Below are 24943 nucleotides of genomic sequence, written 5' to 3'. Positions count from 1 at the left end.
TATATACGAGAAAATTTATTTTAGCTGAATATTATCTATATACACCGTATTACTAGCGACGCCATAATTTTTAATATAGAACTCAACAATGTTAGTAAGATCAACTCCGGTAAATGCACTTAGATTAATTGTAATCTCCGTATACACCCCTGCTGCCACAGTAAAGGTAGGTTCAGAACTAGAGTTGCCATCACCATCTTTGAGTTGAATAGCCATAGTATTTCCATCACTACTAGCGCCACCATATACAGAAAGAACCAGCTTGCTAAAGTTATTCAGAACCCCGGCGTCAGTAGCCAGAGGGTGTAACTGCACAGCTCCATAAGCATCATTATAAATTATCTTTAAGGCATTTGATCCCGCTTCCGGCTGTTCTGTATTAGCCATATCCTGAAGGTCAGTACCCCAACCTCCCCATTGCTGCCAGTTAGCGTTCAGCGCATCGTCATAGATAAAATATACGGCAGACACATTCAATGAGGCCTCCACTTCTGACACCACTTCGAAATCGTGAATAGTCTTGTAGGTGAGGGTGCCATTTTTAGCATCATCAGGTACAGTTACTACTATTTCTGAAGCCGATTGAGATACAAATTCTGTAATAACAGCGGCAGAACCTTTAAATGTAATACTCTTCACCAGATCAAGATTAGAGCCTGTAATGGTAACATCATCTCCCAACTCAGCATTTTCTGGTGTGATGCTGGTAGTGATGGGTAAGATGATACTTATAGCGTCATCACTACTCACCTCCACCCCAGAAGCAAGGACCAATACAATATTACCATCAGTAACGGTAGCCGGAATATTTAACTTTATTTCCGTCTCGCTCTGACTGCTGAATTCTGACATTGTAGATCCATCAGGAAACCTGATCTCTTTGACTAAATCCAGGTCGGTTCCACTGATTGTTAATTCATCTATATGTTGCAGTGAAAGTGGTGATAATGAAGATATTACTGGCATAGTAACTATCAGATCCTCTTCCGTTTCTATCACTAATGGCTCAGTGCCTCCGGTCATAAAAACAATAGGCCCTGTCTCTGCTTCCATAGGCAGTTTAATCACCAATTCGGTCATACTCTGGCTTACGAAATCGGTAACTTCGACATCTCTGGTAAACCATACTGACTCCACCCAGTTCAAGAAATTACCTGTAATAGTGATGTTATTACCCGGCTTCACTTCCCCTGTAAAAGCCGTAATAACTACTGGCACCTCAAAACTCAAAACTGTTTTTGACACCACATCACCTTCGGCACTATGGAGTGTTACCACACCTGCCTCAGCCTGTGCCGGCACCACTAATTCTATCACTTGATCTGTTTGTGAATCAAAGCTTGCTTTTTCTATAACCACTCCACCTCCCAGCTCTACTGACTCTACTCTGTCCAAATTTTCTCCAATAAACTTTATCATTTCACCGTGCTGAACGCCGGTAGGCCCAAAGCTCAGTAGCATGATATTATCTGGCGTATTATTATCATCGTCATCACCACATGAGGCTAATCCCATGATAGTAAATAAGACGAATAGAATATATAATCTATTTATGAATTTCATTTCAATTGGTATTTAGTTAATCGAGAGATTTAGGCACCACTCTGAAGTTATCAAAAGAGATATCAGCATCCAGATCACCAGGGCCATGGAATAGAATTCTGGCATAGTACCCATCCGCACTAACAGAAGTATCGAAATCTGCCATAACAGTTTCCAATGGAATCACCACAGTTTGCCATTCACCTTTTGTATCATATGGAGGCAGCCACTGGTAGCCATCGTTATAAAAGTCATTACTCAAGCCTACATTGAGCTTTATTACATTGTTATCAAAAGGCTTCATGGTGTTGACTTCGAACTTCAGATAATAATCAGAAGGTTTTATGATGGCCTCATCAGGGATATTTTTACTGATATCGCCCATGGCGCTTGGTGGTCCGCCTGCTACTTCCAGCCAGCTCCAGCTACCAATATTCTGCTTCACTCTGATATAATTACCGTTAATAGAAGGTGGATCACCGGCCTCTGGAGCAGAAACTACGAAGGACTCATTCCACCAGCCTGTAAAAGGATCGCTGCTGATGAAGATATTTCGGTTATCTCTAAACCAGAAATCAGATTCTGTCTCACCAAATGGAGTGGTAATAGTGATAGGACCCGGCTCTGCACCTTCTGGAACCACCACCTGAAGAATGGCTGCATCATCATCTACTGTAGACACAGTACCTTCTACCCCACCAGTGAATGTAACTGTGACAGGCTCATAGAAAAAGTTGCCGCGAATAGTAGCTACATCACCAGCAAATACATACTCACTTTTCATAGAATTAATTACAGGCTCACTAATGGCCACTTCAAAATCATGGAAAAGTGTATCGCCATTACTGAACACCAATGCCATTTTATTGGTAATCTGATCAGGAATGTCTCCCGGAATAGTGGTTAGAATAGAAGAATTAGTGACATAAGTTGGGGACAAGCCAGCCTTCTTATCATTGAACCATACTTGCTCAGTTTTTCCCAGATTTTCACCTATGATAGCCACCATATTATTCTGATAGCCAGCCACTAACAAAGAGTCTGAAGAATTAGGATCTACCAGACGCACATACCTTATCCTTGGTTTTCCACCATTTAATTCATCATCATCTGTACAGCTGATAATTGCACCTACAAATACCAGTGACAGCATGAAATAAACTATTGTATTATATCTTATTTTCATCTTAATGTCTGTTATAGTTATTCACTAAAGTCATATGGAACCGGTTCGTCTAGCAGGTTAGGAGCTGCACTTACTTCTGCCGCGGGTAGCGGAATTCTAAAGTTACCGGAGGTTGCATTGAAAGACCGATTGTCATCCCAACTTGTCTTTCGGATGGTCCATTCTGTAGGATCAGGATATTGATCCGGTTGAATGAAATAAAACCCTCTGTCCTGCTCGCCTATTTTAGCATAAGCCAATGGAGGATTGTAGTAATGTAGTCTTACTAAATCATACCAGGCCATACCTTCCATTGCAAACTCTTTCAGGCGTTCCTCATAGATCATATCAAAGGTCAGTGGATCTGTTTCTACCTGATTAGTAGCTCTTTCATGAACGAGGTTATAGTATTCCATAGCCAGGGCATCTGAAGTGCTAGAATTATTACCAAGAGCAGCCTCAGCATATATCAAGTACATTTCAGCCAATCTTATCATGTAGGTATCATGTCCGTATCTTTGAGAAGCGGCTTCAGTAGCGGCCAGCTTACCTACCACATACTTTTTGACTGCTGCAAAATTTACAGCCTCACCTGGCGTACCTGCATTATAAGGCACGGTATATCCGGTTTCTAAACCATCACCACCTTGAAAAGAAAGCTCATCATATTCCATTCCGGGCAGCATAAAAGTAGCCTTAAGTCTAGCATCTACGGTTCTACCTCTCAATATGGTATCTCCCTGATTTTCAAATCCTTCATATAAACTCAACATGTAGAAAGTAGCTCCTTTATCGCCACCCCAGCCATCACCATTTCCTAGTTCTGAAGTAGGTGTAAGATAAGCTGGTGTACTGTTTTGAGTACCCCAGGCTGTATTATCTGTAAACACCCACTGCAAAGAGAATAATGACTCAGAATTGTTATCATAGGGATAATGATAGAGATCTGAATAGCTAGGTAGTAGAGCGGCTCCGCTAAATTCAATCACTCTTTGAGAGTAGTATTTAGCACTATCCAGATAGTCCTGATTTCGGTTGATTACTTGCTCAGAAGCCCCCATTCCGTAATTATCAGGCACTCCAGATCTGGTAAGATAAGTACGAGCCAGCATGGCCTCTGCGGCCCACTTTGTTAACCGCCCTTCCAGCATAGGGGTTTCTGGTAAATCTGCAGCCGCAGCCCTAAATTCTTTTGTAATAAACCCCCAAATGCTGCTCACTGTATTTCTTTTCACTACCAGCGGATTATCTAGAATCTCAAGGTTATTCTCTATTATCGGCACAGCCTCCCAGTTCATTACCAGATAGCGGTAAGCCAAAGCTCGCATAAATCTGGCCTCGGCAATGCATACCTTTTTCACTTCCTCAGACACACCTTCAGTGGCATACTGGTTGATGTTCACTATCGTCATATTGGACTGACCTACTACATTATAAAAGGCCCTCCAGGCAGCTCCGTTTTCCGGCGTATTTTCTGTAGTGTTGAACTCTACGTTTTCACGATCATTATAAGCGCTGAAGGCAGATCCACCTCTAAAATCGCCCAGATTATAGGAAGCTTTATCATTATAGTCAAACCATCCCAGGTTATATAATGGTGCTGTGGCTGCCAACAGTTGATCATTAGTTTTGTAGAAGTTAGCATCAACTACAGTGTCTTCAGGTGGTACTTCTAAAAAGTCATCAGAACAGCTGATCATAGCCCCCAATCCTAAAGCAAGGAATATATTTTTTACTGAATTTATATTTTTCATGTCTTTAGTCATTATCAATTAAAAATCAATACCCAGACTCATAGAATACACTGGTGTAAGTGGGTAGCGTCCATTATCAAGACCAATGGCCTGATTACTGGCATCTACATCACGACCTACATAAGCTCCTACTTCAGGATCATAACCAGAATATTTGGTAAAAGTGGCTATGTTCTGACCACTAAATGTGATCCTGGCACCTCTAATAACCTTTTGCTTTCCTATGATGGACGCTGGCACATTATAGGTTAAACTGATGTTCTTTATTTTGATGTAAGAACCATCTTCCACATACTTGGTAGTGTGTCTATCATAATTACCATTCGGATCACTGCTATAAATCCTGGCTATGTCTGTGTTGGGATTAGATAGATAAGGATCTCCCTCCTCATTGGTTTCTATTTTGGCATAGTCCAGCACATCTACCAAAAGGTTTCTACTCAGGTTGATGTTATTAGGATTAGTATTCGTGCGGGCAACATAGTTATAGATGTCGTTTCCGAAAACACCGGTAAGTAATATGCTCAAACTGAAGTCTTTATAAGAAAAGGTATTAGTTAAACCAGCAAAAAGCTTCGGCCATGGATTTCCAATATAGGTCTGATCGTAAGTATTAATTACACCGTCAGGCACACCGTCAGGTCCGCTGATATCTTTATACTTTACATCGCCCACCCATATACCATTTTCTGCGACAGGCAACTTATTGCCATTATTGTCAGTAGGTGTGGGACTATTTTCAATCTCTTCTACACTTTGGAAAATACCATCAGCGACATAACCATAAAATAACCATGGTGCCTCACCTACTGCTGCTCTCTGTGTCCAGTCATCCAGCCACCATGATGTACGAGCATAATAGCCAGACTCTGTACTCAAACTTGTGATTTTGGTATTTACACGAGAGACATTGAAGTTTGACTGCCAGGTAAACCCATCTCTATCCAAATTGATGGTGTTTAAAGAGATAGTCCAACCTTTGTTTTCTAATGAGCCCAGGTTTACCTGAGGATTAGCTATGCTACCAGTTCCTGCTACGCCCATATACCACGGGTTAGCAGCTGGTGTTAAAAGATTATCTGTTTTCTTGATGTAGTAATCCACCTCAAATTGAATACGGTTCTCAAAAAAGGCCATATCCAATCCAAAGTTATTGGTGTTAGTCTCTTCCCACTTTAAAGCCGGGTTAGAGTATCTCGACACAGAAAAACCTGTACCCCAAGGTGTGTTATTAGCACCCAATTGTCCATAAATGTAGCCTCCGCCTCCTTGATTTCCGGTAAGACCATTTTCGAATCTCAATCTAAAGTCATTGATGAAGTCTACATCAAAGAAAGGCTCTTCAGATACACGCCAAGCCACTGAGAATGAAGGGAAATAACCCCATTTGTTTTCTCTACCAAAATTTGACGATCCATCGGCTCTTATGGCAGCCATCAACAGGTAGCGATCTTTGAAATTATAGTTTACTCTACCCAGGAAAGACTCCATGGCCCAGCTGCCCTTACCTCCTGCATTGGTTTCTGTATCAGAATTTCCAAGGTTAAGATCGATGATTCCATCTACCACGAAATCTGAAATACCGGCCGTTACACTCTCCCAGTGAGAACGTTGTGCTTCATGGCTGGCCATGATATTGAAATTATGACTACCAACCTTTTTCTCATATTGAAGCATTTGGTTCCAGTTCCAATAAGTGCTCGTAGTTGAGTTATTAGAAAGTGTAGCATTATCATTTCTCTGATAGCCAAACTCATACTCAGGCACAAAATAAGTAGATTGCTTAGACTCCCAATTGCTATTCAAACTAGTTCTGAAAGTAAGCCCATCCATAATTTTGAAAGAAAGGTTTACACCACCCAGGAGCTGACGCTTTGTAAGGTCGTTAGTTGTAATAGTAGCTAGTCCAATAGGGTTTGGTGGTATAAACTGCTCAGCAGGGTTTTCTGAAACGTCTCCACCAGCAAATGAGCCGTCAAAATTCTTTACAGGAATATGGGGAGAAAGACGTAGTGCATTAGAAATGATATTTTCCTGGCTGGTAGTTAGTTGCTCATGCGTTTGATTGAAACTTAAGTTCACACCAATGGAAAGCCAGTCGTTAGCATCATTATCCAAATTAACACGGGTGCTGTAACGCTCAAATCCAGAACCAATGGCTATACCTTCCTGATTTAAATATTCTCCTGAAAAGTAATACCTGGTTTTATCGCTACCACCACTTAGGCTTAGTTGATGTTTGTTCATAGCGGCTCGGTTGAATAACTCATCCTGCCAGTCAGTTCCTTCACCGAGTATGGAAGGATCTAAAAATTCGGTAGGGGTGTCTCCACCATCTATCTCCTTGTACTCATTCACCATCTGAGCATACTGACGCAAGTTCATTACATCCAGCTTTTGAGGTTCGGTTTGCAGACTGTATTGGAAGCCATAACTGATTCGTATATCTCCCGCTTTACCTCTTTTTGTGGTAATAACCACCACGCCATTCGTGGCTCTGGAACCATATAATGCAGTAGCTGATGGTCCTTGTAATATCTCCATAGAAGCTATGTCTGCAGGGTTCAATCCTGAAAGCGGATTAGATGAACTCTGGGCTCCGCCAGAAACTTGAGAACCCTCTATCTGAACTCCGTCAATAACATAGAGAGGCTGTGTATTACCATTAATAGAGCTTACACCTCTAATATTAATGGACATACCTCCACCCGGCTGACCTGAGTTTTGGGTTACATAAACACCAGCAGCACGACCTTGAATAGCCTGTTCGATAGTAGTATTTACGGTTTTCTGAATTTCCTCTGCACCCACCGTGGTGTGTGCACTGGTCAGATCCTTCTTTCGGATAGATCCATACCCGGTAATCACTACTTCATCCAGCTGAGCGATGTCATCTTCTAAAGTAATGTTTAAAACAGATCGTCCGTTTACAGGGACCTCAGTGGTTTTATATCCAATAAATGAGAATACCAATGAGGCGTTGCCTGGTACATTAATGGAGAATTCCCCATTAAAATCTGTGGTAGTACCTTTTGTGGTACCACTTACTATCACGTTCACGCCAGGTAATACTTCTGCGTCAGACGCTGAAGTAACCTTACCTGTCACGGTTTGCTCCTGAGCCATGACCAGGCTGGCCGAGCAAAAACACAGCATTAAGAGTAAAAGTTTTTTCATATTAAGGTAGGTTTATTGTTAACTGATATTGACGTTTTACAATCGAATGAAACATGATTTTTAATTCACTCAATCGATTGCATGTAATAAAATGTCAAGATCGATTTCAAAACCAATTTAACAGTCCTGAGCAATCTTACCATAGGTTGGTATAAATGCCCTTGTAGATTGTTACAAACACCCTTAAATATGCCTGGAGGCCAATAATTGAAAAATATGTGTTATAAAAACAATGGATATACCAGTGGAGGAACTACCATTTTTCAATTATCAGATTTAATAAATGGAGGTGGTTAGCTGGATAATATTATATAATTTTTTATACTTTCACTTAAACTATACACATAATATAGTAATAAAAAAATCTACAAATACAAGTATTAATTTTTGAAATTAAAATGCACATTTGAGAGGTCAAAAGGTAATACTTTGATATATTACGTTATAAATAAAAGTTGCTATAGTTATGCTTCATGATTCTGATGTATTTATAAGCAAGGTAGAACTAATTATGGAATCACCTACCGAGAGAAATAAATACAAAGGCCTTGGCTCTATTAATGACAGACTGGATTTTTTAAGAAATCACTTCATCATGAATGAGATGGCCATAAGATTGCTGGAAAGAAAATATTTACTTTCCGAAGATAGCAGAGATGATTTGCTATCGTCTATTGATGATATTATAAAAAAGTGGGATTCGTAAGAACTCCCACACTTTAGCTTCTTCCCTTTTTTATAGAGCTACCCTCCACCACTAATCACGGCTCTTCTTCCAATACAAAAGTTATCTGACCATTGGTCATTATTTAAAAAACCTTCACCCCTTTTGGTAGTATTACTACCTAGAACTAATTGATTTTATGAGAACGATTTTAACAAGCATTGCACTAATCATGTGCATTTCAGTTTTTGGCCAGCAAAGAGGCGGAATGGCAGCTGGAGGGCAAGAACTAAAAGGCAAAGTAACAGGAACGCTGGTAGATGCTACCACCGGGGAGGCACTGTCCTTTGCTTCAGTAGTATTAAGAAACCCCGAATCCAATAAAGACATTAACGGTACTATTTCAGAAGAGGATGGTACTTTTAAGCTTAGTAATGTACCTCTAGGCAAATATGACCTGCTCATTTCATTTGTAGGTTATGAAACAATAACAAGAGAAGTTACGCTTACACCTAAAAGCCCGGATGCTAATCTGGAAACTGTAAAACTTACAGGTACTTCTACCGAACTTGAAGAAGTAGTGGTAAAAGGTGAAAAGGAATTAATCGAAAACAAGATAGACAAAATAGTCTACAACGCTGACCGTGATGTAGCCAATGCAGGTGGTGATGCATCTCAAGTACTGAGAAGAGCTCCTCTTCTTAATGTAGACTTAGAAGGTAATGTTTCAATGCGCGGTAGCCAAAATGTTAAAATCCTTATTAATGGTAAGCCATCAAGCATGTTTGCCAGCAACCCGGGCGAAGCATTAAAAGCGATTCCTGCTGATAATATTAAAAGTGTAGAGGTAATCACTACACCATCTGCCAAATATGAGGGAGATGGAACGGCTGGCATCATCAATATCATTACCAAAAAAGGTGAAGCTCAGGGCTTTACAGGTAATGTAGATTTAACGGTGGGTACCAGACTGAACCGTGGATCAGGAAGTATTACAGCCGGTAAAGGAAGATTTGGTTTTAACGCTAACCTCAGTGGATTTAAGCAATGGCCACAGGAAGGAAAGTCTTACTACTTCACAGAAGACTATGTAAATGATCAGATACAAGAGGAAATAGGAACTAACACTTCTAACAGAAGGGGCTATTTCGGTAACATCGGAGCATTCTATGACTTCAATGCTTATCACAGTATATCCACCTCTTTGAGACTGAGAACTTTCTCTTTTGATAGTGATAACAAGGTAGAAGGTATGTATGACAGCCTTGATGATATAAGCAGATACCAGCGTAATACTGACAATGAAAATGCATTTGGTGGTTATGAATGGTCAGTAGACTACGTATTCAAATTCCCTGAGCAGAAAGGCCATGAGCTATCAGTTTCTTACAAGCTAGATAAGAATACTCAGGATCAGGATTATAGAATAGTGCAGTATGATCCGTCACTCTCAACTATTAACACTTTTGAAAGAAATGAGAAAAACCTGAATGATGGCGACAATAATGAGCACGCCTTCCAGGTAGATTATACTAACCCAATCAGTGATAAGTTCACCTTAGAAGCTGGGGCTAAAGGCATCTTAAGAACTGTAACCAGTGATTTCAGCTATGAGACCTATCAGGAGAGCACAGGCACTTTTATAACAGACCAAAGCAGAAGTGATTATTTTGACTACGGTCAGGATGTTTTGGCTAGTTATTTATCTGGTAACTTCAAATTTGGAACTAAATACGGATTGTTAGCAGGCTTAAGATATGAGTACACAAAGATAGAAGGTGATTTCAGAGACACTCCGGAAAATGCTTTCAGCAATGATTATGACAACTTTCTACCAAGTGTTACATTAAGCAGAAAGATCGGAAAAATGAATAGCTTAAAAGCGAGCTACAGCAGAAGAATTCAAAGACCTAGCTTAAGATTCATTAACCCTTACGAGCAAATCAATAATAACAAAAACGTGAGCTCTGGTAATCCTGAATTGCATCCAGAACTTACTGACCAGTATGAAATTGGCTATAGTGCATTTGTAAAGAAGGTAAGTGTTAACGCCAGCGTGTTCTACAAAAAGACTACTGATGTAATAGAAAGCTATCTTACTAAAGAAGATGATATTTACAGAACAAGATATTTAAATATCGGAGAGAACAACTCTATTGGTGTAAACTTATTCACATCATTAAACTTATTTGAAATCTGGACTTTACGTGGCGGACTTAACGTGTATACCTATAACGCTAAAGGTGTGATTAATGGTCAATCTGTAAGCAATAATGCTATTCTTTGGGACGGTAACCTTAACTCTAACATTAGTCTTGGTGAAAGTTGGATCATTGATATGTTCGGCTTCTACAGACCAAGGAGACAGACATTACAGGGCTACAACCCATCATTCTCTATCTTTAGCATGGGTATCAAAAAGAAAATCTGGGGAGATAGAGGAAGCATAGGTATCAATGTTACTCAGCCATTCACTAAATACCAGAATTTCGGTAGTGAAATCAAAGGAGACACTTATTATCAGACCAGCTCTTATGATGTGCCGTTTAGATCATTCGGATTTAACTTAAGTTATAAATTCGGTAAGCTAGACTTCAAACAAAGACAGAGAAGAAGCCGTATCGATAACAACGATCAAAAAGAAGGTGGTGATAACCAGGGCGGAGGATTCTAATTATCCTTGATATAGATCATTCAAAAGCCGATTCAATATTGAATCGGCTTTTTATTGCCTTTCTATTCCAACTCCGCTACAGCTATCCTGGCGAGATACTGATATTGGAGCCAGGTAACTTAGAGTAAATTATAAAGCCTTAAATCCGAATCGTACTATTCAATGAGAGATAGTATTATCAATGGTAAAGAAATGGCCAGGTATCATATCTTTAGTTCATATGAGTCAGTGGTTAAAACGTGTAATGACTACCAGCATTAAGGATCTAAAAACAAAGGCACAAAAAAAGCCTCTGAAGTTTCCTTCAGAGGCTTTAGTATTTATAAGCTTAACTACTTATTTCTTCTCTTCAGCGTCTGCTGCATCATCAGATGCGTCTTCAGCTTCAGGAGCCTCTTCTGCCTTAGGAGCTTCTTCCTTTGCAGGAGCTTTCTCTTCAGCTGGAGCCTCTTCAGTAGTTTTACCTTCCATTTTATCCTTCAAAGCACTTAGAGCTTCAAGGTCACCTAATGTAGACTTTTCAGTGTCATTATTAACCTTAGCTACACCACTCTTAGCTTTCTTCTTAGGAGCTGCTGCTGGCTTAGGAGCTTCTTCAGTTTTAGAGTATAATGCTCTGTGAGACAATACAATTCTCTTATCATCTTTAGAGAATTCTAATACTTTAAATTCTAAAGTTTCACCATTTTCAGCTTTAGATCCATCCTCTTTTTGAAGGTTCTTGCTAGAGCAGAATCCTTCAATACCGTAAGGAAGCTCTAATGTAGCGCCCTTCTCGTTTTGACCAAGGATAGTACACTTGTGAACAGAACCAGGAGTGAATACTGTTTCGAAAGTATCCCATGGGTTCTCTTCAAGGTGCTTATGGCTAAGTGCCAATCTTCTGTTATCAACGTCTAATTCAAGAACTTGCACTTCAAGCTCCTCTCCTACTTTTACAAATTCAGAAGGGTGCTTAATTTTCTTAGTCCAAGAAAGATCAGATACGTGTACAAGACCGTCGATACCTTCTTCTAGCTCGATGAATAAACCGAAGTTAGTAAGGTTTCTAACCACACCTTTGTGCTTAGTACCTACAGCATACTTAGTTAATACATCTTGCTTAGTCCAAGGATCTTCAGTTAATTGTTTGATACCTAGAGACATTTTTCTGTCTTCTCTATCAAGAGTAAGAACTACTGCCTCTAACTCATCTCCAATATTGATGAAGTCTTGTGGGTTTCTTAAGTGCTGAGACCAAGACATCTCAGAAACGTGGATAAGACCTTCTACACCTGGCTGGATTTCAAGGAATGCACCATAATCAGCCACGTTAACAATCTTACCTTTTACTTTAGAACCTACATCAAGAGTTTCAGGAAGCGAATCCCATGGATGAGAAGTCAATTGCTTCATACCCAAAGAAATTCTCTTCTTATCCTCGTCAAAGTCAAGAACTACTACCTTAACTGTTTCATCAAGGTTAAGTACTTCTTCAGGGTGATTAATTCTACCCCAAGAAATATCAGTAATGTGAAGAAGACCATCAACACCACCAAGATCGATGAATACACCGAAGTTAGTCATGTTCTTAATAGTACCTTCAAGTACCTGACCTTTTTCAAGGTTGTTAAGAATTTCAGCTTTTTGCTCTTCTAGATCTTTCTCGATAAGTACTTTGTGAGATACTACTACGTTATCGTTAGTGTAGTTGATTTTCACAACTTTCACTTCCATAGCTTTGTCTACAAATACATCGAAATCTCTAATAGGCTTCACATCAATTTGTGATCCTGGCAAGAAAGCTTCTACTCCAAATATGTCTACGATCAAACCACCTTTAGTTCTGCGTTTCACAAAACCTTCGATAACTAGATCATTTTCATAACCTTTAGTAATTTTATCCCATGCCTGAACAATCTTAGCCTTTCTTCTAGAAAGAACTAACTGTCCGTTAGCATTTTCTTGCTCTTCAATGAAAACCTCAACTACATCACCTACTTTTAAGTTAGGCATGTCGCGGAATTCAGTAGCTGATACTAAACCATCAGATTTGAAACCGATGTTAAGGATTACGTCACGTGCGTTAACTCCTACTACAGTACCTTCTACAAGCTCTTTTTCTTCGATGGTAGTTAATGTATTTTCATACATTGCAGCCATCTCTTCTTTTTTCTTTTTAGAATAGCCTTCGCCGAAACCTTTAGTCTCAAATGCTTCCCAGTCGAAATCTTCTGGAGCTACATTTTCCTGAGCCTTTGGCTTTTCAGCTTTTGCTGTTTCTTTGGCTTCTGTTTTTGCAGCTTCTACATTCTCTTCAGCTGCAGTGTTTTTTTCTTCGTTTGCCATAATATAACTTTTGCTCTACTTACATGTTACCTTAGAGCAATCAGATAACAAATTTGATATAAAATTCTCCCCCTGAAAAAGTTCAGAAAAAGCCGTCCACTCGAACGGGAGTGCAAAGTTAGCAAATATATTTTATAAATATAGCATTGGAAGAATTTAAGAATCTCAAGATTTTAAGGTATGCTTTCAAACTGTAGCGTACCAATGGCATACTCTAATAATAGGTTTTGAAACATTAAGGTATATTTTGCCTGTGCGGCATCATTCTTAGCGGTTAAATAATCCTGATTGGCCTGCGTATATTGCACTAAATCTGATATTCCCAATCTGTTTCTTTCGCTTTCTAACTCGAATGATACTTCAGCGGCTTCAAGTTGGGTTTGAGATACCAAATATGCATTTACAGCATCATTCAGGTTTTGATAAGCGCTAAGCACATCAGACTTTATTTGGAGCTTGGTATTCTCTGCATCCAATTCAGCATTTTCTTTGTCTATTTTAGCCCGCGACACATTGGTGCGAGTTCTTAAGCCATTGAAAATAGGCACATTAAGACTTAGGCCGTATACAGTTTGCGTATTATCTTTTGTAAACTGCTGCTCGAAAGATCTATTGGCAGGATCAGGTATAGCTGCTGAAGCATGTACATAGTTATAAGCTGAACCATAAGAGTAAAAAGCATATAGAGAAGGATAATAGAATCCTTGTGCGGCCTTGTAACCTAAATGAGAAGCTCTCTCAAAAGCTTCTGCACTTTTAAGATCTGCTCTATTCTCAATAGCTTTTTGATATAATTCATTCAAATCCAAATTCTGAACTTCATCCAGCTCCCATCCTGGCTCTACCAAAACGAAAGGATCTGCCGGGTTCTTCTGAATCATCAAAGCAAGAGCCGCCTTATCATTTACTAAAGTGTTTTTTGAACGTAAAACCGCTAGCTCAGCATTCTTCACCTGATAAGTTTGATTATACTGATCAACCTCAGCTATACTTCCTGCTTTCACCTGCTCAGTAATTTGCTCAAGCTTCTGCTGCTGGGCTTCAAGATTATTTTTGTCGATGTAATTGAGTTCTCTATCTAAAAGACATTGAAGATACTGAGCTACCACCTGCTGAATGGCCAACTGCTTAGATCTTTTGGAGGCATAGGCCTGATAGTCAACCAATAAATTCCTCTGTCTCATGGTATTCACTCTGTTAAACCCATTGAAAAGAGCCATTTGAACATCAACGCTAGCATTCATATAATCAAGTTTACCATTGATTACACGTCCTTCCTGCTGGTTAAAAGAATTACCATCGTTACGACTCATGTAGCCGTTCAATTCCACTGATGGGCCGAGAGAAGCAATTCCAGAAGCCTTTTGTGCTTGACTGAACTCAAGCTCATTTTCCTGTTTTTGTAATACCACATTATTTTTCACGGCAAGACTTACAGCCTCTTTAAAAGTGAGAGAGGTGGTATCTGAGCCTGAATTTTGGGCATAAAGGGGCGCAAACCCCGAAAGGCTTAGTATAAAAACGAATATCTTTTTCATAATTTTTAAGAATGCATTTTTTCTTTGGTATCAGAAACTATAGCACCATCCACCAGCCTCACTACACGACTTCCATAAGATGCTGCTTTTTCGGAGTGTGTTACTTGTATAATAGTCATCCCCTCCTGGTTGAGCTTTTGGAAAATGCTCATGATCTCATCACCTTGCTCACTATGGAGGTTTCCTGTAGGTTCATCTGCAAGCAATAATTTCGGTTGGCCGATAATGGCTCTCGCCACACCCACCAGCTGCTGCTGACCACCTGATAGCTGTTCTGGAAATAAGTCTTTCTTAGCCACCATCTGAAAACGATCTAACATTTCTGCCACCATACTCTTACGCTGAGCACTTTTCACACCTTTATATAATAGTGGTGTTTCAATGTTTTCATAAACTGTAAGTTCGTCTATCAGGTGATAGGCCTGGAAGATAAAGCCGATGTAATGCTTATGCATTTCAGACTTCTTTCTTTCCTTCATTTTATGAACAGGCTCATCAAAGAAGAAGTATTCACCTTGCGAAGGCTCATCCAGCATACCTATAATATTCATTAAGCTGGATTTTCCGGCTCCACTAGGCCCCATTATTGTTACGAACTCCCCTTGCTCCACTTCAAGGTCTACACCTTTCAGTATAAAGGTCCGCTGAAAACGGGAGTCTACGTACTTATCAACATTGTTTAGTTTGATCATACCTGTTCGTTTCTGATTTAACATCAATTACCTGTTTGCCAATAAATATGCCAAGTACTACAATCGGCTCAGAAAGGCTAATTTAAGGATTTCCATAACTTAATCTATTCATTTTCACGTCCGCTAATGAAACAGAGTGTCCGATATCAAACATAGTGACCGCACGATGAAACATTCAACACATCTGCCCGTTCATATTGAAATTAAAGTGTTAATCTTGCGTTAACCCATGGACAAGAATTTCATCAACCGACTATATCAATCACATTCTAATTGTACCGAGTGCCCTACTTCTTCGATGATTCATCAGTATTTCGAACATCTTATAGGCATACTTTTTCCAAGTTTCGCTAATACTCCTGTTGATACTTTGGAAGGTTTGGAAGCCAACATTCAGGAATCCAAACAGCAGCTCAATAGAATATTAGCCAAGAATAATAATGGCCAACATAATGCTGACATAATAGAAACCTTCTATGATGCATTAGAAACCATATATAAAAAGCTGGAAACAGATATTGAAGCCACCTTCATGGGTGATCCGGCAGCAAAGAGTAAGGATGAAATTGTCAGAGCCTATCCTGGCTTTTATGCTATCGCTGCTTACCGCGTGGCTCATCAGCTATACAAACAGAACATCAATAATATACCAAGACTCATAACCGAATATGCGCATAGCAAAACTGGTATAGATATTCATCCTGGCGCTAGTATTGCTGAATATTTTTGCATTGACCACGGCACAGGCATTGTGATTGGAGAGACCACCGAAATCGGGCAGCATGTAAAAATATACCAAGGCGTGACTTTAGGAGCTTTGAGTGTAAACAAAGAAGATGCATCCATAAAAAGGCATCCGACCATAGAAGACCATGTGGTAATTTATGCCGGTGCTACTATTCTGGGAGGTAGTACTGTAGTTGGTCATAACTCTGTAATTGGCGGAAATGTTTGGCTCACCAGTAGCGTGGCTCCGAAGAGCAAGCTCTACTATAAAGCGCACATGCATAACGATTTAGACAAAAGTGTAGACACTATTATTTACAAACCATAATGACTCTATTCGAACTTATTGGAAACACTCCTTTAGTGGAGATCCAAAATATATATAATAAACCCAACGTAAAGATTTTTGGTAAGCTTGAAGGTAATAATCCTGGCGGCAGCGTAAAAGATCGTGCAGCTTATGGCATGATCAAAGGTGCGCTAGACAGAGGAGAAATTAAAAAAGGCGATAAACTTGTTGAAGCTACCAGCGGAAACACAGGAATTGCACTAGCCATGATAGCTCAGACTTTTGGTTTAAACATGACTCTGCTTATGCCAGAGAATTCTACCCGAGAGCGAGTACTTGCTATGAAGGCTTATGGCGCTGAAGTAGTCTTAACTCCTGCAGATAAAACCATAGAGTATTCTAGAGAGTTAGCTGAAAAAATGGCCAACGAAGAGGGTTATTTCATGCTAAACCAATTTGCAAATCCGGATAACTACGGGATGCATTATAATACTACCGGCCCGGAAATATGGAAAGACACTAACCAAAAGGTGACTCACTTTGTTTCTGCCATGGGTACCACGGGAACTATTATGGGGGTTTCTAAATTCTTAAAAGAGCAAAATCCTAATATTCAGATAGTTGGCACACAACCTACGGAAGGCTCAAAGATTCCTGGGATCAGAAGATGGTCTCCCGAATTTCTTCCGAAAATTTTTGATGCATCAAGAGTGGATAGAACTATCGACATAAGCGAGGACAGTGCCAGAACTATGGCCAAAAGACTAGCCAAGGAAGAAGGCATATTATCAGGCATGAGCTCAGGAGGAGCACTTTCGGCGGCCATTCAGGTAGCTGAAGAAATTAATGAGGGAACTATAGTTTTTATTGTGTGTGACAGAGGGGATCGTTATTTAAGCTCGGACCTTTTTGATTAAGAGAATGTAATTTGAAGAAAAGTAAAGTCATATTTATATACACTTCTATCACTTCCATATTGGCCGTATTAGCCGTGGTTTTGATAGGAATGAACGAAAGACATTTATCATTAAAGCCTATCGGCGAACCAAAAAAAAATGAGCCAGAGGTTTTAGAACTCACCGATCAGCAAGAAGCCTTTCTAAAGAGCTTTGATGAGTTTGTCCATGATAAATTCAACAGCACGAACACACCAGGGGCATCAGTAGTCATTGTAAAAGATGGATATCCGGTTTATAAGGTAGCCCTAGGTTTTAAATCTGCCAATAGCAAAGATTCAGTAGACACCAATACCCTATTCAGACTAGCTTCTGTATCCAAAGGATTTAGTGCTATTTTGGCTGGACTGGAGGTAAAAGACAGTATGATACGTTGGACCGACCATGTATCTGACTATCTCCCGCAACCATTACCTGCTTATTGTGACAGCATCACTATAAGGCATTTATTATCTCATACTGCTGGCTTTCAATATCAGGCCTTCTCTACCTTAATAGAAGACGAGCTACCGAGAGATACCTTGATAAAAAATCTATTTACTTTAAGCTTGAGCAGAAATCCTGGTGAAATACACAGCTATCAGAATATTGCTTACTCGATTATAGAGCCCATATTAGAAAAAGCTACTGGCCAGGACTTTAAAGACTTGATTTATAAGAGAATATTCTTGCCCTTACACATGAAAACGGCATCAATTTCATATGATTCTATGATTAACGAAACGGACCGGGCAGAACCTCATGGCTATCGCAATAAGTCTTACGTACCAACTCAGCTCCATAGAAGCTATTACAACACAGCTGCTGCAGGTGGAATCAATGCAAGCATTAATGATATGGCTCAGTGGCTTAAAGCGATTACTGGCAATAATGAAGAGGTAATCCCTTCATCCGTATTGGATCAGGTGTTTAAGCCAGTAATTCAAATTAGAGTCAAGAATCCATATTTCAGCCAGCTATTCACCCCGCGCGAGGGCTATTACGGCATGGGATGGAGAATTATGGAATACCCAAAAGATACTTTGGTGTACCATGGAGGATATGCCAATGGCTTTAAAAGCGGCGTAGCATTAGACAGATCTAAGAATATTGGCATATGCATTTTAACCAATGCACCTTCCAAATTTTCCAATCTGGTAATGACAGAATTCTTCAAGAGATATTATGAAGAATTCGGCCATGACGATTTATTAGCTTCCGCTGATGCTTTACCTAAAAAGTGATACAAATTCGAATTGATCTCCATTAAACAACCCTTTGTCGCTTAACTTCAGAGAAGGAATCACAAGGAGCGCCATAAATGACAAACTCATAAAAGGCGAGGTTAATGGAGATCCCAATTCTTTAGCATAGGCATCAATGGCCTCATATTTCTTTCCCACTTTCACTCCATCTTCAAGTGACATAAGACCAGCTACAGGCAATGGCAAAACCATTTCTTTACCTTTCCCGACAGCTGCTACCCCACCTTGATTTTCAACAAGCAAATTGACTACCCGCTGAATACTTTCATCATCTACACCAACCGCCAAAATATTATGACTATCGTGACCGACAGATGAGGCTATGGCCCCTTCTTTCAATCCAAAATTAGCGATATAAGCTAAGGCCGGCGTTACATCCTGATAACGGTTAACCACCACAAACTTCAACACATCTGCTTCCGTAGAAGATTGAGTTGGATTATTTATTAGGGCTGAATCAACCCATTTTTCAGTTGTTACCAACTGTCCATCGAGTGCTTCTATTACCCTAACTTCAGCACCTGTTACATCAAGCTTAAATTCCTCTAGGTTCTTAGCTGTAGCCTTAAAAGCATTAATAGGTTCGGGCGAAACAGCATCAAATAAAGCCTTTCCATTTTCGGCCACTTTTTCACCATCTATCCAGGTTTCTACTATGCTCAAAGGCTCAATACTATCCGCCACTAAAAAATCAGCGGCATCACCTGGCTGCAACAAGCCCATTTCAAGATTATAATGTTTTACAGGGTTAACGGAGGCTGCGGTGAGCACATCAAACAAATCATGATCATAAGCCAAGGCTCTGTTCACCAATTGATTGATATGGCCTTCTATTAAATTATCGGGGTGCTTATCATCAGAACAAAACATCAGCTGAGCAGCGTGATCTTTCATTAAAGGAATAAGTGCTTCGAAATTCTTGGCAGCACTCCCCTCTCTGATCAGTATTTTCATTCCATATTTTAACTTATCCAGCGCTTCCTCTATGGTAAAGCACTCATGGTCAGTAGAAATATCAGCGTCTATATAGTTTTTAGCATTATACCCTTTTAATCCGGGAGCATGACCATCTATAGGCTTGCCCAGCTCTTTGGCTATATTAATCTTAGTCATTACCAAAGGATCTCTATTAAGTACGCCCGGCCAATTCATCATTTCGGCCAGATATTTAATTTCTGGTTTCTTTAACAAATAGACAATGTCGTCAGCATTGATCTCTGCGCCAGCAGTCTCAAAAGGGGTGGCAGGCACGCAAGATGGGGCTCCAAAATTAAATTTCAAGGGCACTTGTTGGCCGTCCTGAATCATAAATTCAACACCAGCAACGCCTAAAACATTGGCAATTTCGTGAGGATCAGATACTGTGGCAATGGTACCGTGAACTACGGCCAGCTTAGCAAACTCTGAAGGCACCAACATAGAGCTCTCAATATGAATATGAGCATCTACAAGGCCAGGAAGAATGAAACGAGCGTCACTTACAGGATGCTCATTTACCTCTGTAATTTTACCTGATTCAATAGAGATGCTGCCTTCAAAGATTCTTCTATTGACTACATCTACTATCTTGCCTTCAATTTTATGCATATCACTGTATATTTAATTTCCACTAAAATATACAGTCAAAAATTAAAGTGAACACGGTATAAAGAATAAAATCACACCTTGAGGGGTGTGATTAAATATTTTTCAAAAAACTGTAAATTCTAGGCCATATGACCTAGAAAAAAGCAGAATTATATTTTCTCCTGACTAATAGTGTTTTCTTTTTTCTCTACATCCTTCTTAGAATATGTAGGGCAAGTATATTGGCTACAAGCAGACAATCCAAAAACAACTAAAAGCACTAAAAGCAGTCTAAATTTCATAATAAAGATGATTTAACAATGTACAACGCGAATCAAATGTATTAAACTAAATCGTAATATTCAAAATAAATATGAATTTACCTAGCAATAAAACAATAACTTAACTTACCATTAAATTACAGCCACGGATATCAGAATTATCAAATCTGCCCAGTATTTCTACCTCATCATCAGACACATAACTACCTATATCCTGAGTTTCAATGAACGCACAGCTGTGGAAGTTAGCCAGGTCTATCACATTGATCCCTCCAGACCTTCTACCAGATTTTAAATCAAAAGGATCATTTAAATCACGTAGCACTATCCTCATCCAGGGTGGTGTTTTAAACTTACCATCACCGTCTGAATAAGCCTGCGACATAAGCTCTGTCATACCATATTCTGAATGCACCGAATGTGTATTGAAACTACTTTTTAATACCTGATGCAATTCTGCCCGAATCATTTCTTTCCTTCTGCCTTTCATCCCTCCAGTCTCCATAACTATTACATCTGAAAGGTCGCAGTTGTATTCCTCAGCCAGGTCCAGCAAAGCAAACGAAACACCTAAAAGAACAATCTGCCTACCATCCTCCCTCCTGCGAATAGCTTCGATTTGACTCACCAGAGCATCCAAATTATTGAGGTAAAACCCACTCATATCTGACCCCGACTCCTTGATGAAATAATCAGCCATTAGAACTAACGAAGAGCCAGTTCTTTCAAGATATGCAGGCAACAAGGCTAGAAAATGATACCCCTCCAATGGTCCGTAAAAATGATTGAATATTTTCTCTGTATTTTTCAGGTAAAACACTTCATCATATACCGCATGCTTACTGGTACTTTGTCCTGTGGTACCGCTGCTTTCAAAATAGCCGGAAGGTTGCCAGCTACCTGTAATTACATTTTGAGTTTTAAAAAATGAGATAGGCAAAAATGGTATATCAGATGTTTGATTCACATCCTTTGGCTGAATCTTTAAATGATTCAAATAGTTTTTATATACCTCATTATTTTCGGCCTGGTATTTGAATATTTCTAAAGTTAATGTTTCAAAACCTGAAGGCTGTAAATCAAATATTTGTTTTGAAAAACTTTTAAAAGAATTCAATCGTTAGTTAATTTTAGTACAATTGTGCTTATAAAACCACGCCATGAAGATAAACACTTTACTTCTTATAATTACTATTGGCCTTACAGCCAGCTCATGTTTTGATGCTCCAAACTACCCTGATCAACCGCATATAGACTTTAACTACGTTCAGTTTAAACTTGGAAATTTTCCTGATGCAGACTCTCTAATTGTGAGTGTTGACTTTGAAGATGGCGACGGCGATGTAGGTTTAGGCCCTGAAGAAAGTAACTACCCCTTCAGCAATAAGATATATTTCAATAAATCAGGTCAAAGGTTTGACCCGCAATTTGACGTACTACCTGATGAATTAGCAACTTTTTCTGATGCAGATGATTTAGGCTTACCTCCTTATAGCGGAGATTTTATATGTCTTAATTACGACATCAATCCAACGTTAAGGAGAATTGACGGTGTAGAAGTTCAAGTAAACGACACTGTCTACTATGAGTTCAATCAGAGATACAACAACTTCATCATCCAACTACAAATTAAGGAAAATGGAGAATTCCGTGACTATAATGAAAGAACGGAGTTAGAATGCAGCACCACCTTCAGTGGCAGGTTTCCTATTCTTTCTGATGACCTCAGCAAACCAAGTCCGCTTGAGGGCTCTATCAGGTACGCCATTGCCGAGATTGCATTCAATGATAAATTCCAGAGCGAAACACTAAGGCTTCGAGTATTTATTTATGACCGAGAAGGCAATCCTAGCAATGTAGTAGAAAGTCCTGAATTTACTCTTCAGGACATTCGTGTCAATTAATATATCTCAGGATATCTTTCAGGATTTACCTCTGACATGATGGTGTAAGCCACATCAAATACATCTTCTGTATTTGGTTTAGAGAAGTAATCACCATCAGAAGCATAAGCAGGCCTGTGCTCTTTCGCAGCAAGTGTAACTGGCTTGCTATCTAAGTAAGCGTATCCATTTTGCTCTTCAAGCACCTTTTGCATCATAAATGCCGTAGCTCCACCTGGCACGTCTTCATCTGCAAAAATAACTCGATTTGTCTTCTTCAAAGATTCTACTATGGTGTGATTAATATCAAATGGCAATAGGGTCTGCACGTCAATCACTTCGCAAGAAATATCGTATTCTTTAAGTTGATCAGCGGCCTCCATCACTATCTTACACATAGAACCGTAGGTAACGATCGTTACATCACTACCTTCTCTTAGCACTTCTGGCTGACCTAAAGGCACCGTAAATTCACCAATATTTTCTGGTATTCTTTCTTTTAATCGATATCCGTTCAGACACTCGATAATTAGTGCCGTATCGTCAGACTGAAGTAGTGTGTTATAAAAACCAGCTGCCTGGGTCATATTTCTAGGCACCAACACGTACATCCCCCTCAAACTATGAAGAATCATACCCATAGGAGACCCTGCGTGCCAAACACCTTCTAATCTATGCCCTCTTGTTCTTACAATTAATGGTGCTTTTTGACCACCTCTGGTTCTGTATTGCAATGTAGCCAAGTCATCAGACATGATCTGGATAGCGTAGATCAAATAGTCAAGATACTGAATTTCAGCGATTGGCCTTAAACCTCTAAGCGCTGCACCAATACCCTGCCCTATAATCGTAGCCTCTCTAATCCCAGTATCTGTAACTCTTAATTCGCCGTACTTCTCCTGCAAGCCAGCAAAAGCCTGGTTCACATCTCCGATTCTACCTACATCTTCGCCAAAAGCAAGTACTCTTGGATCTCTTGCTAAAGCATTGTCAAAACAAGCCTGCAATACTTCCCTTCCATCAACCAGCTGGCTATCATCATTATATACTGGATCTACCACCTGCACATTCATGGCTGCCTGTGCCGACTGACTATGAAGGTTAGAACTGAAATTCTCAAAATTATCAGCAGCTACTCTTTTTACCCAGTCTTGTAATTTTGCCTTGGTAGAGATGTTTTCTTTTCTAATGCAACGGAGAGCTTTCTTCACAGCTCTTACACTGTCCATTCTAATAGGATTAAGTGCATTTTTAAGACCGTTTCTAATATTTTGAAGCGCCTCTTTATGAGCACTTTCGTGAATTGCTTCTGTTAAAAGCTCTAACGCCTCTTTTTCGTCAGCTTTTAAAGACTCGTTGAATGCTTTCCAAGCTGAGTTCTTCGCGTTTTTAGCAAATTGTTTCGCCTCTTTTTCTACTTCATCTAGTTCCGCAGAGGTGGCTAAATCATTTTCAAGTATCCACTCCCGCATTTTCTTAATACAGTCATGATCCTTTTCCCACTCTAATCTCTCCTTAGACTTGTATCTCTCATGCGAACCTGAAGTAGAGTGCCCTTGTGGTTGCGTTACTTCTTTAACATGAACCAAGGTAGGTACATGCTCATCTCTGGAGACTTTAGATGCTTTAATGAATGTATCTATCAGGCCTGTGTAATCCCAACCTTTAGCAGTGAATATCTCATATCCATTACTACCATTTTCTCTTTGAAATCCTTTTAAGGCTTCTGAAATACTTCCTTTAGTAGTGTGATATTCCTGAGGTACTGATATTCCATAATCATCATCCCACACAGCCACCAACATTGGCACTTGTAGTACACCAGCAGCGTTTATGGACTCATAAAAAATACCTTCGGATGTAGAAGCATTTCCTATGGTTCCGAAAGCCACCTCGTTACCCTTAATAGATAGATTTTTATATTTATGAAGACCTTTGTTTTGTCTAAACAATTTAGATGCGTAAGCCAAACCAACTAATCTTGGCATTTGAGCTGCAGTAGGTGAAATATCAGCGCTACTGTTTTTATGCTTACTAAGCTCCTTTAATTCGCCATTCTCATCCAGCATTCTGGTGGCGAAGTGCCCGTTCATTAAACGACCAGCTGAAGCAGGATCTGCCTCCACATCGGTATGGGCATATAATTGTGCAAAATACTGCTCCAAAGTAAGCTCGCCAATGGCCAGCATGAACGTTTGATCTCTGTAATAACCAGATCTAAAATCACCATCCTGGAAAACTTTCGCCATGGCTATCTGAGCCACCTCTTTACCATCCCCAAAAATGCCGAACTTAGCTTTCCCCATGAAAACCTCTTTTCTGCCTAATAAGCTAGCTTCTCTACTTTGACAAGCCAACCTGTAATCTGCAATAACCTCAGTCTTCTTCTTCGTGCTTTTCTTAATAATATCAGTAGTGCTCAAATCGCTTATTTTTAAAGTTTAGTCCATGTACACTTTTTTTC

At 39.7% G+C, this 24943-nt stretch carries 17 protein-coding genes; 6 read left to right on the top strand and 11 right to left on the bottom strand.

Annotated features, from left to right (window positions below):
- Positions 1 to 15: 15 nt before the first annotated feature.
- The 4 genes from LVD16_RS10755 to LVD16_RS10740 are packed head-to-tail and all read right to left on the bottom strand — an operon-like array spanning position 16 to position 7638.
- A complete protein-coding gene (locus LVD16_RS10755) occupies positions 16 to 1563 on the bottom strand; it encodes an IPT/TIG domain-containing protein (protein WP_233773947.1) in 1548 nt (515 codons plus the stop codon).
- 16 nt (positions 1564 to 1579) lie between these two features.
- Complete coding sequence (locus LVD16_RS10750; RefSeq protein WP_233773946.1) at positions 1580 to 2728, bottom strand: glycan-binding surface protein; 1149 nt, start codon at positions 2726 to 2728, stop codon at positions 1580 to 1582.
- Between the two features lie 17 nt (positions 2729 to 2745).
- Positions 2746 to 4461 carry a RagB/SusD family nutrient uptake outer membrane protein gene (locus tag LVD16_RS10745; RefSeq protein ID WP_233773945.1) on the bottom strand — a complete coding sequence of 572 codons (1716 nt, stop codon included), beginning with the start codon at positions 4459 to 4461 and terminating at the stop codon, positions 2746 to 2748.
- 18 nt (positions 4462 to 4479) lie between these two features.
- The gene (locus LVD16_RS10740; RefSeq protein ID WP_233773944.1) at positions 4480 to 7638 is read right to left on the bottom strand and encodes a SusC/RagA family TonB-linked outer membrane protein; all 3159 of its coding nucleotides are present in this window, start codon (positions 7636 to 7638) and stop codon (positions 4480 to 4482) included.
- Positions 7639 to 8149: 511 nt separating this feature from the next.
- Here LVD16_RS10740 and LVD16_RS10735 point away from each other — a divergent pair.
- Positions 8150 to 8344, top strand: coding sequence for a hypothetical protein (locus LVD16_RS10735; protein ID WP_233773943.1), 195 nt, complete (start codon positions 8150 to 8152; stop codon positions 8342 to 8344).
- 157 nt (positions 8345 to 8501) lie between these two features.
- Complete coding sequence (locus LVD16_RS10730) at positions 8502 to 10976, top strand: TonB-dependent receptor (protein WP_233773942.1); 2475 nt, start codon at positions 8502 to 8504, stop codon at positions 10974 to 10976.
- A gap of 336 nt (positions 10977 to 11312) precedes the next feature.
- Here the strand turns inward: LVD16_RS10730 and rpsA are convergent, their stop codons facing one another.
- The 3 genes from rpsA to LVD16_RS10715 all read right to left on the bottom strand — a co-directional run bounded on the left by rpsA (position 11313) and on the right by LVD16_RS10715 (position 15534).
- Positions 11313 to 13304, bottom strand: a complete 1992-nt coding sequence (gene rpsA / locus LVD16_RS10725; protein ID WP_233773941.1) for a 30S ribosomal protein S1 — start codon at positions 13302 to 13304, stop codon at positions 11313 to 11315.
- Between the two features lie 173 nt (positions 13305 to 13477).
- The gene (locus LVD16_RS10720; RefSeq protein ID WP_233773940.1) at positions 13478 to 14842 is read right to left on the bottom strand and encodes a TolC family protein; all 1365 of its coding nucleotides are present in this window, start codon (positions 14840 to 14842) and stop codon (positions 13478 to 13480) included.
- Between the two features lie 5 nt (positions 14843 to 14847).
- Positions 14848 to 15534: an ABC transporter ATP-binding protein gene (locus LVD16_RS10715; RefSeq protein ID WP_233774587.1), complete on the bottom strand. Its 687-nt coding sequence runs from the start codon at positions 15532 to 15534 to the stop codon at positions 14848 to 14850.
- Between the two features lie 229 nt (positions 15535 to 15763).
- On the opposite strand from LVD16_RS10715, the gene LVD16_RS10710 reads away from it, so the two are divergent.
- From LVD16_RS10710 to LVD16_RS10700, 3 genes are read left to right on the top strand one after another with little or no spacing between them, the layout of a single operon-like run.
- Positions 15764 to 16588 carry a serine O-acetyltransferase gene (locus LVD16_RS10710; RefSeq protein ID WP_233773939.1) on the top strand — a complete coding sequence of 275 codons (825 nt, stop codon included), beginning with the start codon at positions 15764 to 15766 and terminating at the stop codon, positions 16586 to 16588.
- Complete coding sequence (gene cysM, locus LVD16_RS10705) at positions 16588 to 17466, top strand: cysteine synthase CysM (RefSeq protein ID WP_233773938.1); 879 nt, start codon at positions 16588 to 16590, stop codon at positions 17464 to 17466. The genes LVD16_RS10710 and cysM overlap by 1 nt, the downstream gene beginning before the upstream one ends.
- An 11-nt stretch (positions 17467 to 17477) precedes the next feature.
- A complete protein-coding gene (locus LVD16_RS10700; RefSeq protein WP_233773937.1) occupies positions 17478 to 18728 on the top strand; it encodes a serine hydrolase domain-containing protein in 1251 nt (416 codons plus the stop codon).
- Here the strand turns inward: LVD16_RS10700 and ade are convergent.
- The 3 genes from ade to LVD16_RS10690 form a co-directional block, all read right to left on the bottom strand.
- Positions 18714 to 20336, bottom strand: coding sequence for an adenine deaminase (gene ade / locus LVD16_RS10695; protein ID WP_233773936.1), 1623 nt, complete (start codon positions 20334 to 20336; stop codon positions 18714 to 18716). The two genes, LVD16_RS10700 and ade, sit on opposite strands and share 15 nt — an antisense overlap.
- A 149-nt stretch (positions 20337 to 20485) precedes the next feature.
- Positions 20486 to 20617: a hypothetical protein gene (locus tag LVD16_RS27735; protein ID WP_255697912.1), complete on the bottom strand. Its 132-nt coding sequence runs from the start codon at positions 20615 to 20617 to the stop codon at positions 20486 to 20488.
- 100 nt (positions 20618 to 20717) lie between these two features.
- Positions 20718 to 21713, bottom strand: coding sequence for an acyl transferase (locus tag LVD16_RS10690; RefSeq protein ID WP_233773935.1), 996 nt, complete (start codon positions 21711 to 21713; stop codon positions 20718 to 20720).
- Between the two features lie 43 nt (positions 21714 to 21756).
- Between LVD16_RS10690 and LVD16_RS10685 the strand changes: the two genes are divergently transcribed.
- A complete protein-coding gene (locus LVD16_RS10685) occupies positions 21757 to 22500 on the top strand; it encodes a hypothetical protein (RefSeq protein WP_233773934.1) in 744 nt (247 codons plus the stop codon).
- Here the strand turns inward: LVD16_RS10685 and LVD16_RS10680 are convergent.
- Positions 22497 to 24902, bottom strand: a complete 2406-nt coding sequence (locus tag LVD16_RS10680) for an alpha-ketoacid dehydrogenase subunit alpha/beta (protein ID WP_233773933.1) — start codon at positions 24900 to 24902, stop codon at positions 22497 to 22499. The two genes, LVD16_RS10685 and LVD16_RS10680, sit on opposite strands and share 4 nt — an antisense overlap.
- Positions 24903 to 24943: the final 41 nt, after the last annotated feature.

Source organism: Fulvivirga ligni, assembly GCF_021389935.1.
Classification (GTDB): domain Bacteria; phylum Bacteroidota; class Bacteroidia; order Cytophagales; family Cyclobacteriaceae; genus Fulvivirga; species Fulvivirga ligni.
The sequence above is the reverse complement of the archived record's forward strand: the minus strand, read 5'-3'. Positions and strand labels throughout refer to the sequence as shown.

Bases quoted from the DNA above. Each gene is read 5' to 3' on its own strand.
- LVD16_RS10755 (WP_233773947.1), bottom strand. From the start codon at position 1,563: ATGAAATTCATAAATAGATTATATATTCTATTCGTCTTATTTACTATC.
- LVD16_RS27735 (WP_255697912.1), bottom strand. From the start codon at position 20,617: ATGAAATTTAGACTGCTTTTAGTGCTTTTAGTTGTTTTTGGATTGTCT.
- cysM (WP_233773938.1), top strand. From the start codon at position 16,588: ATGACTCTATTCGAACTTATTGGAAACACTCCTTTAGTGGAGATCCAA.
- LVD16_RS10715 (WP_233774587.1), bottom strand. From the start codon at position 15,534: ATGATCAAACTAAACAATGTTGATAAGTACGTAGACTCCCGTTTTCAG.
- LVD16_RS10685 (WP_233773934.1), top strand. From the start codon at position 21,757: ATGAAGATAAACACTTTACTTCTTATAATTACTATTGGCCTTACAGCC.
- rpsA (WP_233773941.1), bottom strand. From the start codon at position 13,304: ATGGCAAACGAAGAAAAAAACACTGCAGCTGAAGAGAATGTAGAAGCT.
- LVD16_RS10720 (WP_233773940.1), bottom strand. From the start codon at position 14,842: ATGAAAAAGATATTCGTTTTTATACTAAGCCTTTCGGGGTTTGCGCCC.
- LVD16_RS10740 (WP_233773944.1), bottom strand. From the start codon at position 7,638: ATGAAAAAACTTTTACTCTTAATGCTGTGTTTTTGCTCGGCCAGCCTG.
- LVD16_RS10735 (WP_233773943.1), top strand. From the start codon at position 8,150: ATGGAATCACCTACCGAGAGAAATAAATACAAAGGCCTTGGCTCTATT.
- LVD16_RS10745 (WP_233773945.1), bottom strand. From the start codon at position 4,461: ATGAAAAATATAAATTCAGTAAAAAATATATTCCTTGCTTTAGGATTG.
- LVD16_RS10750 (WP_233773946.1), bottom strand. From the start codon at position 2,728: ATGAAAATAAGATATAATACAATAGTTTATTTCATGCTGTCACTGGTA.
- LVD16_RS10710 (WP_233773939.1), top strand. From the start codon at position 15,764: ATGGACAAGAATTTCATCAACCGACTATATCAATCACATTCTAATTGT.
- LVD16_RS10730 (WP_233773942.1), top strand. From the start codon at position 8,502: ATGAGAACGATTTTAACAAGCATTGCACTAATCATGTGCATTTCAGTT.
- ade (WP_233773936.1), bottom strand. From the start codon at position 20,336: ATGCATAAAATTGAAGGCAAGATAGTAGATGTAGTCAATAGAAGAATC.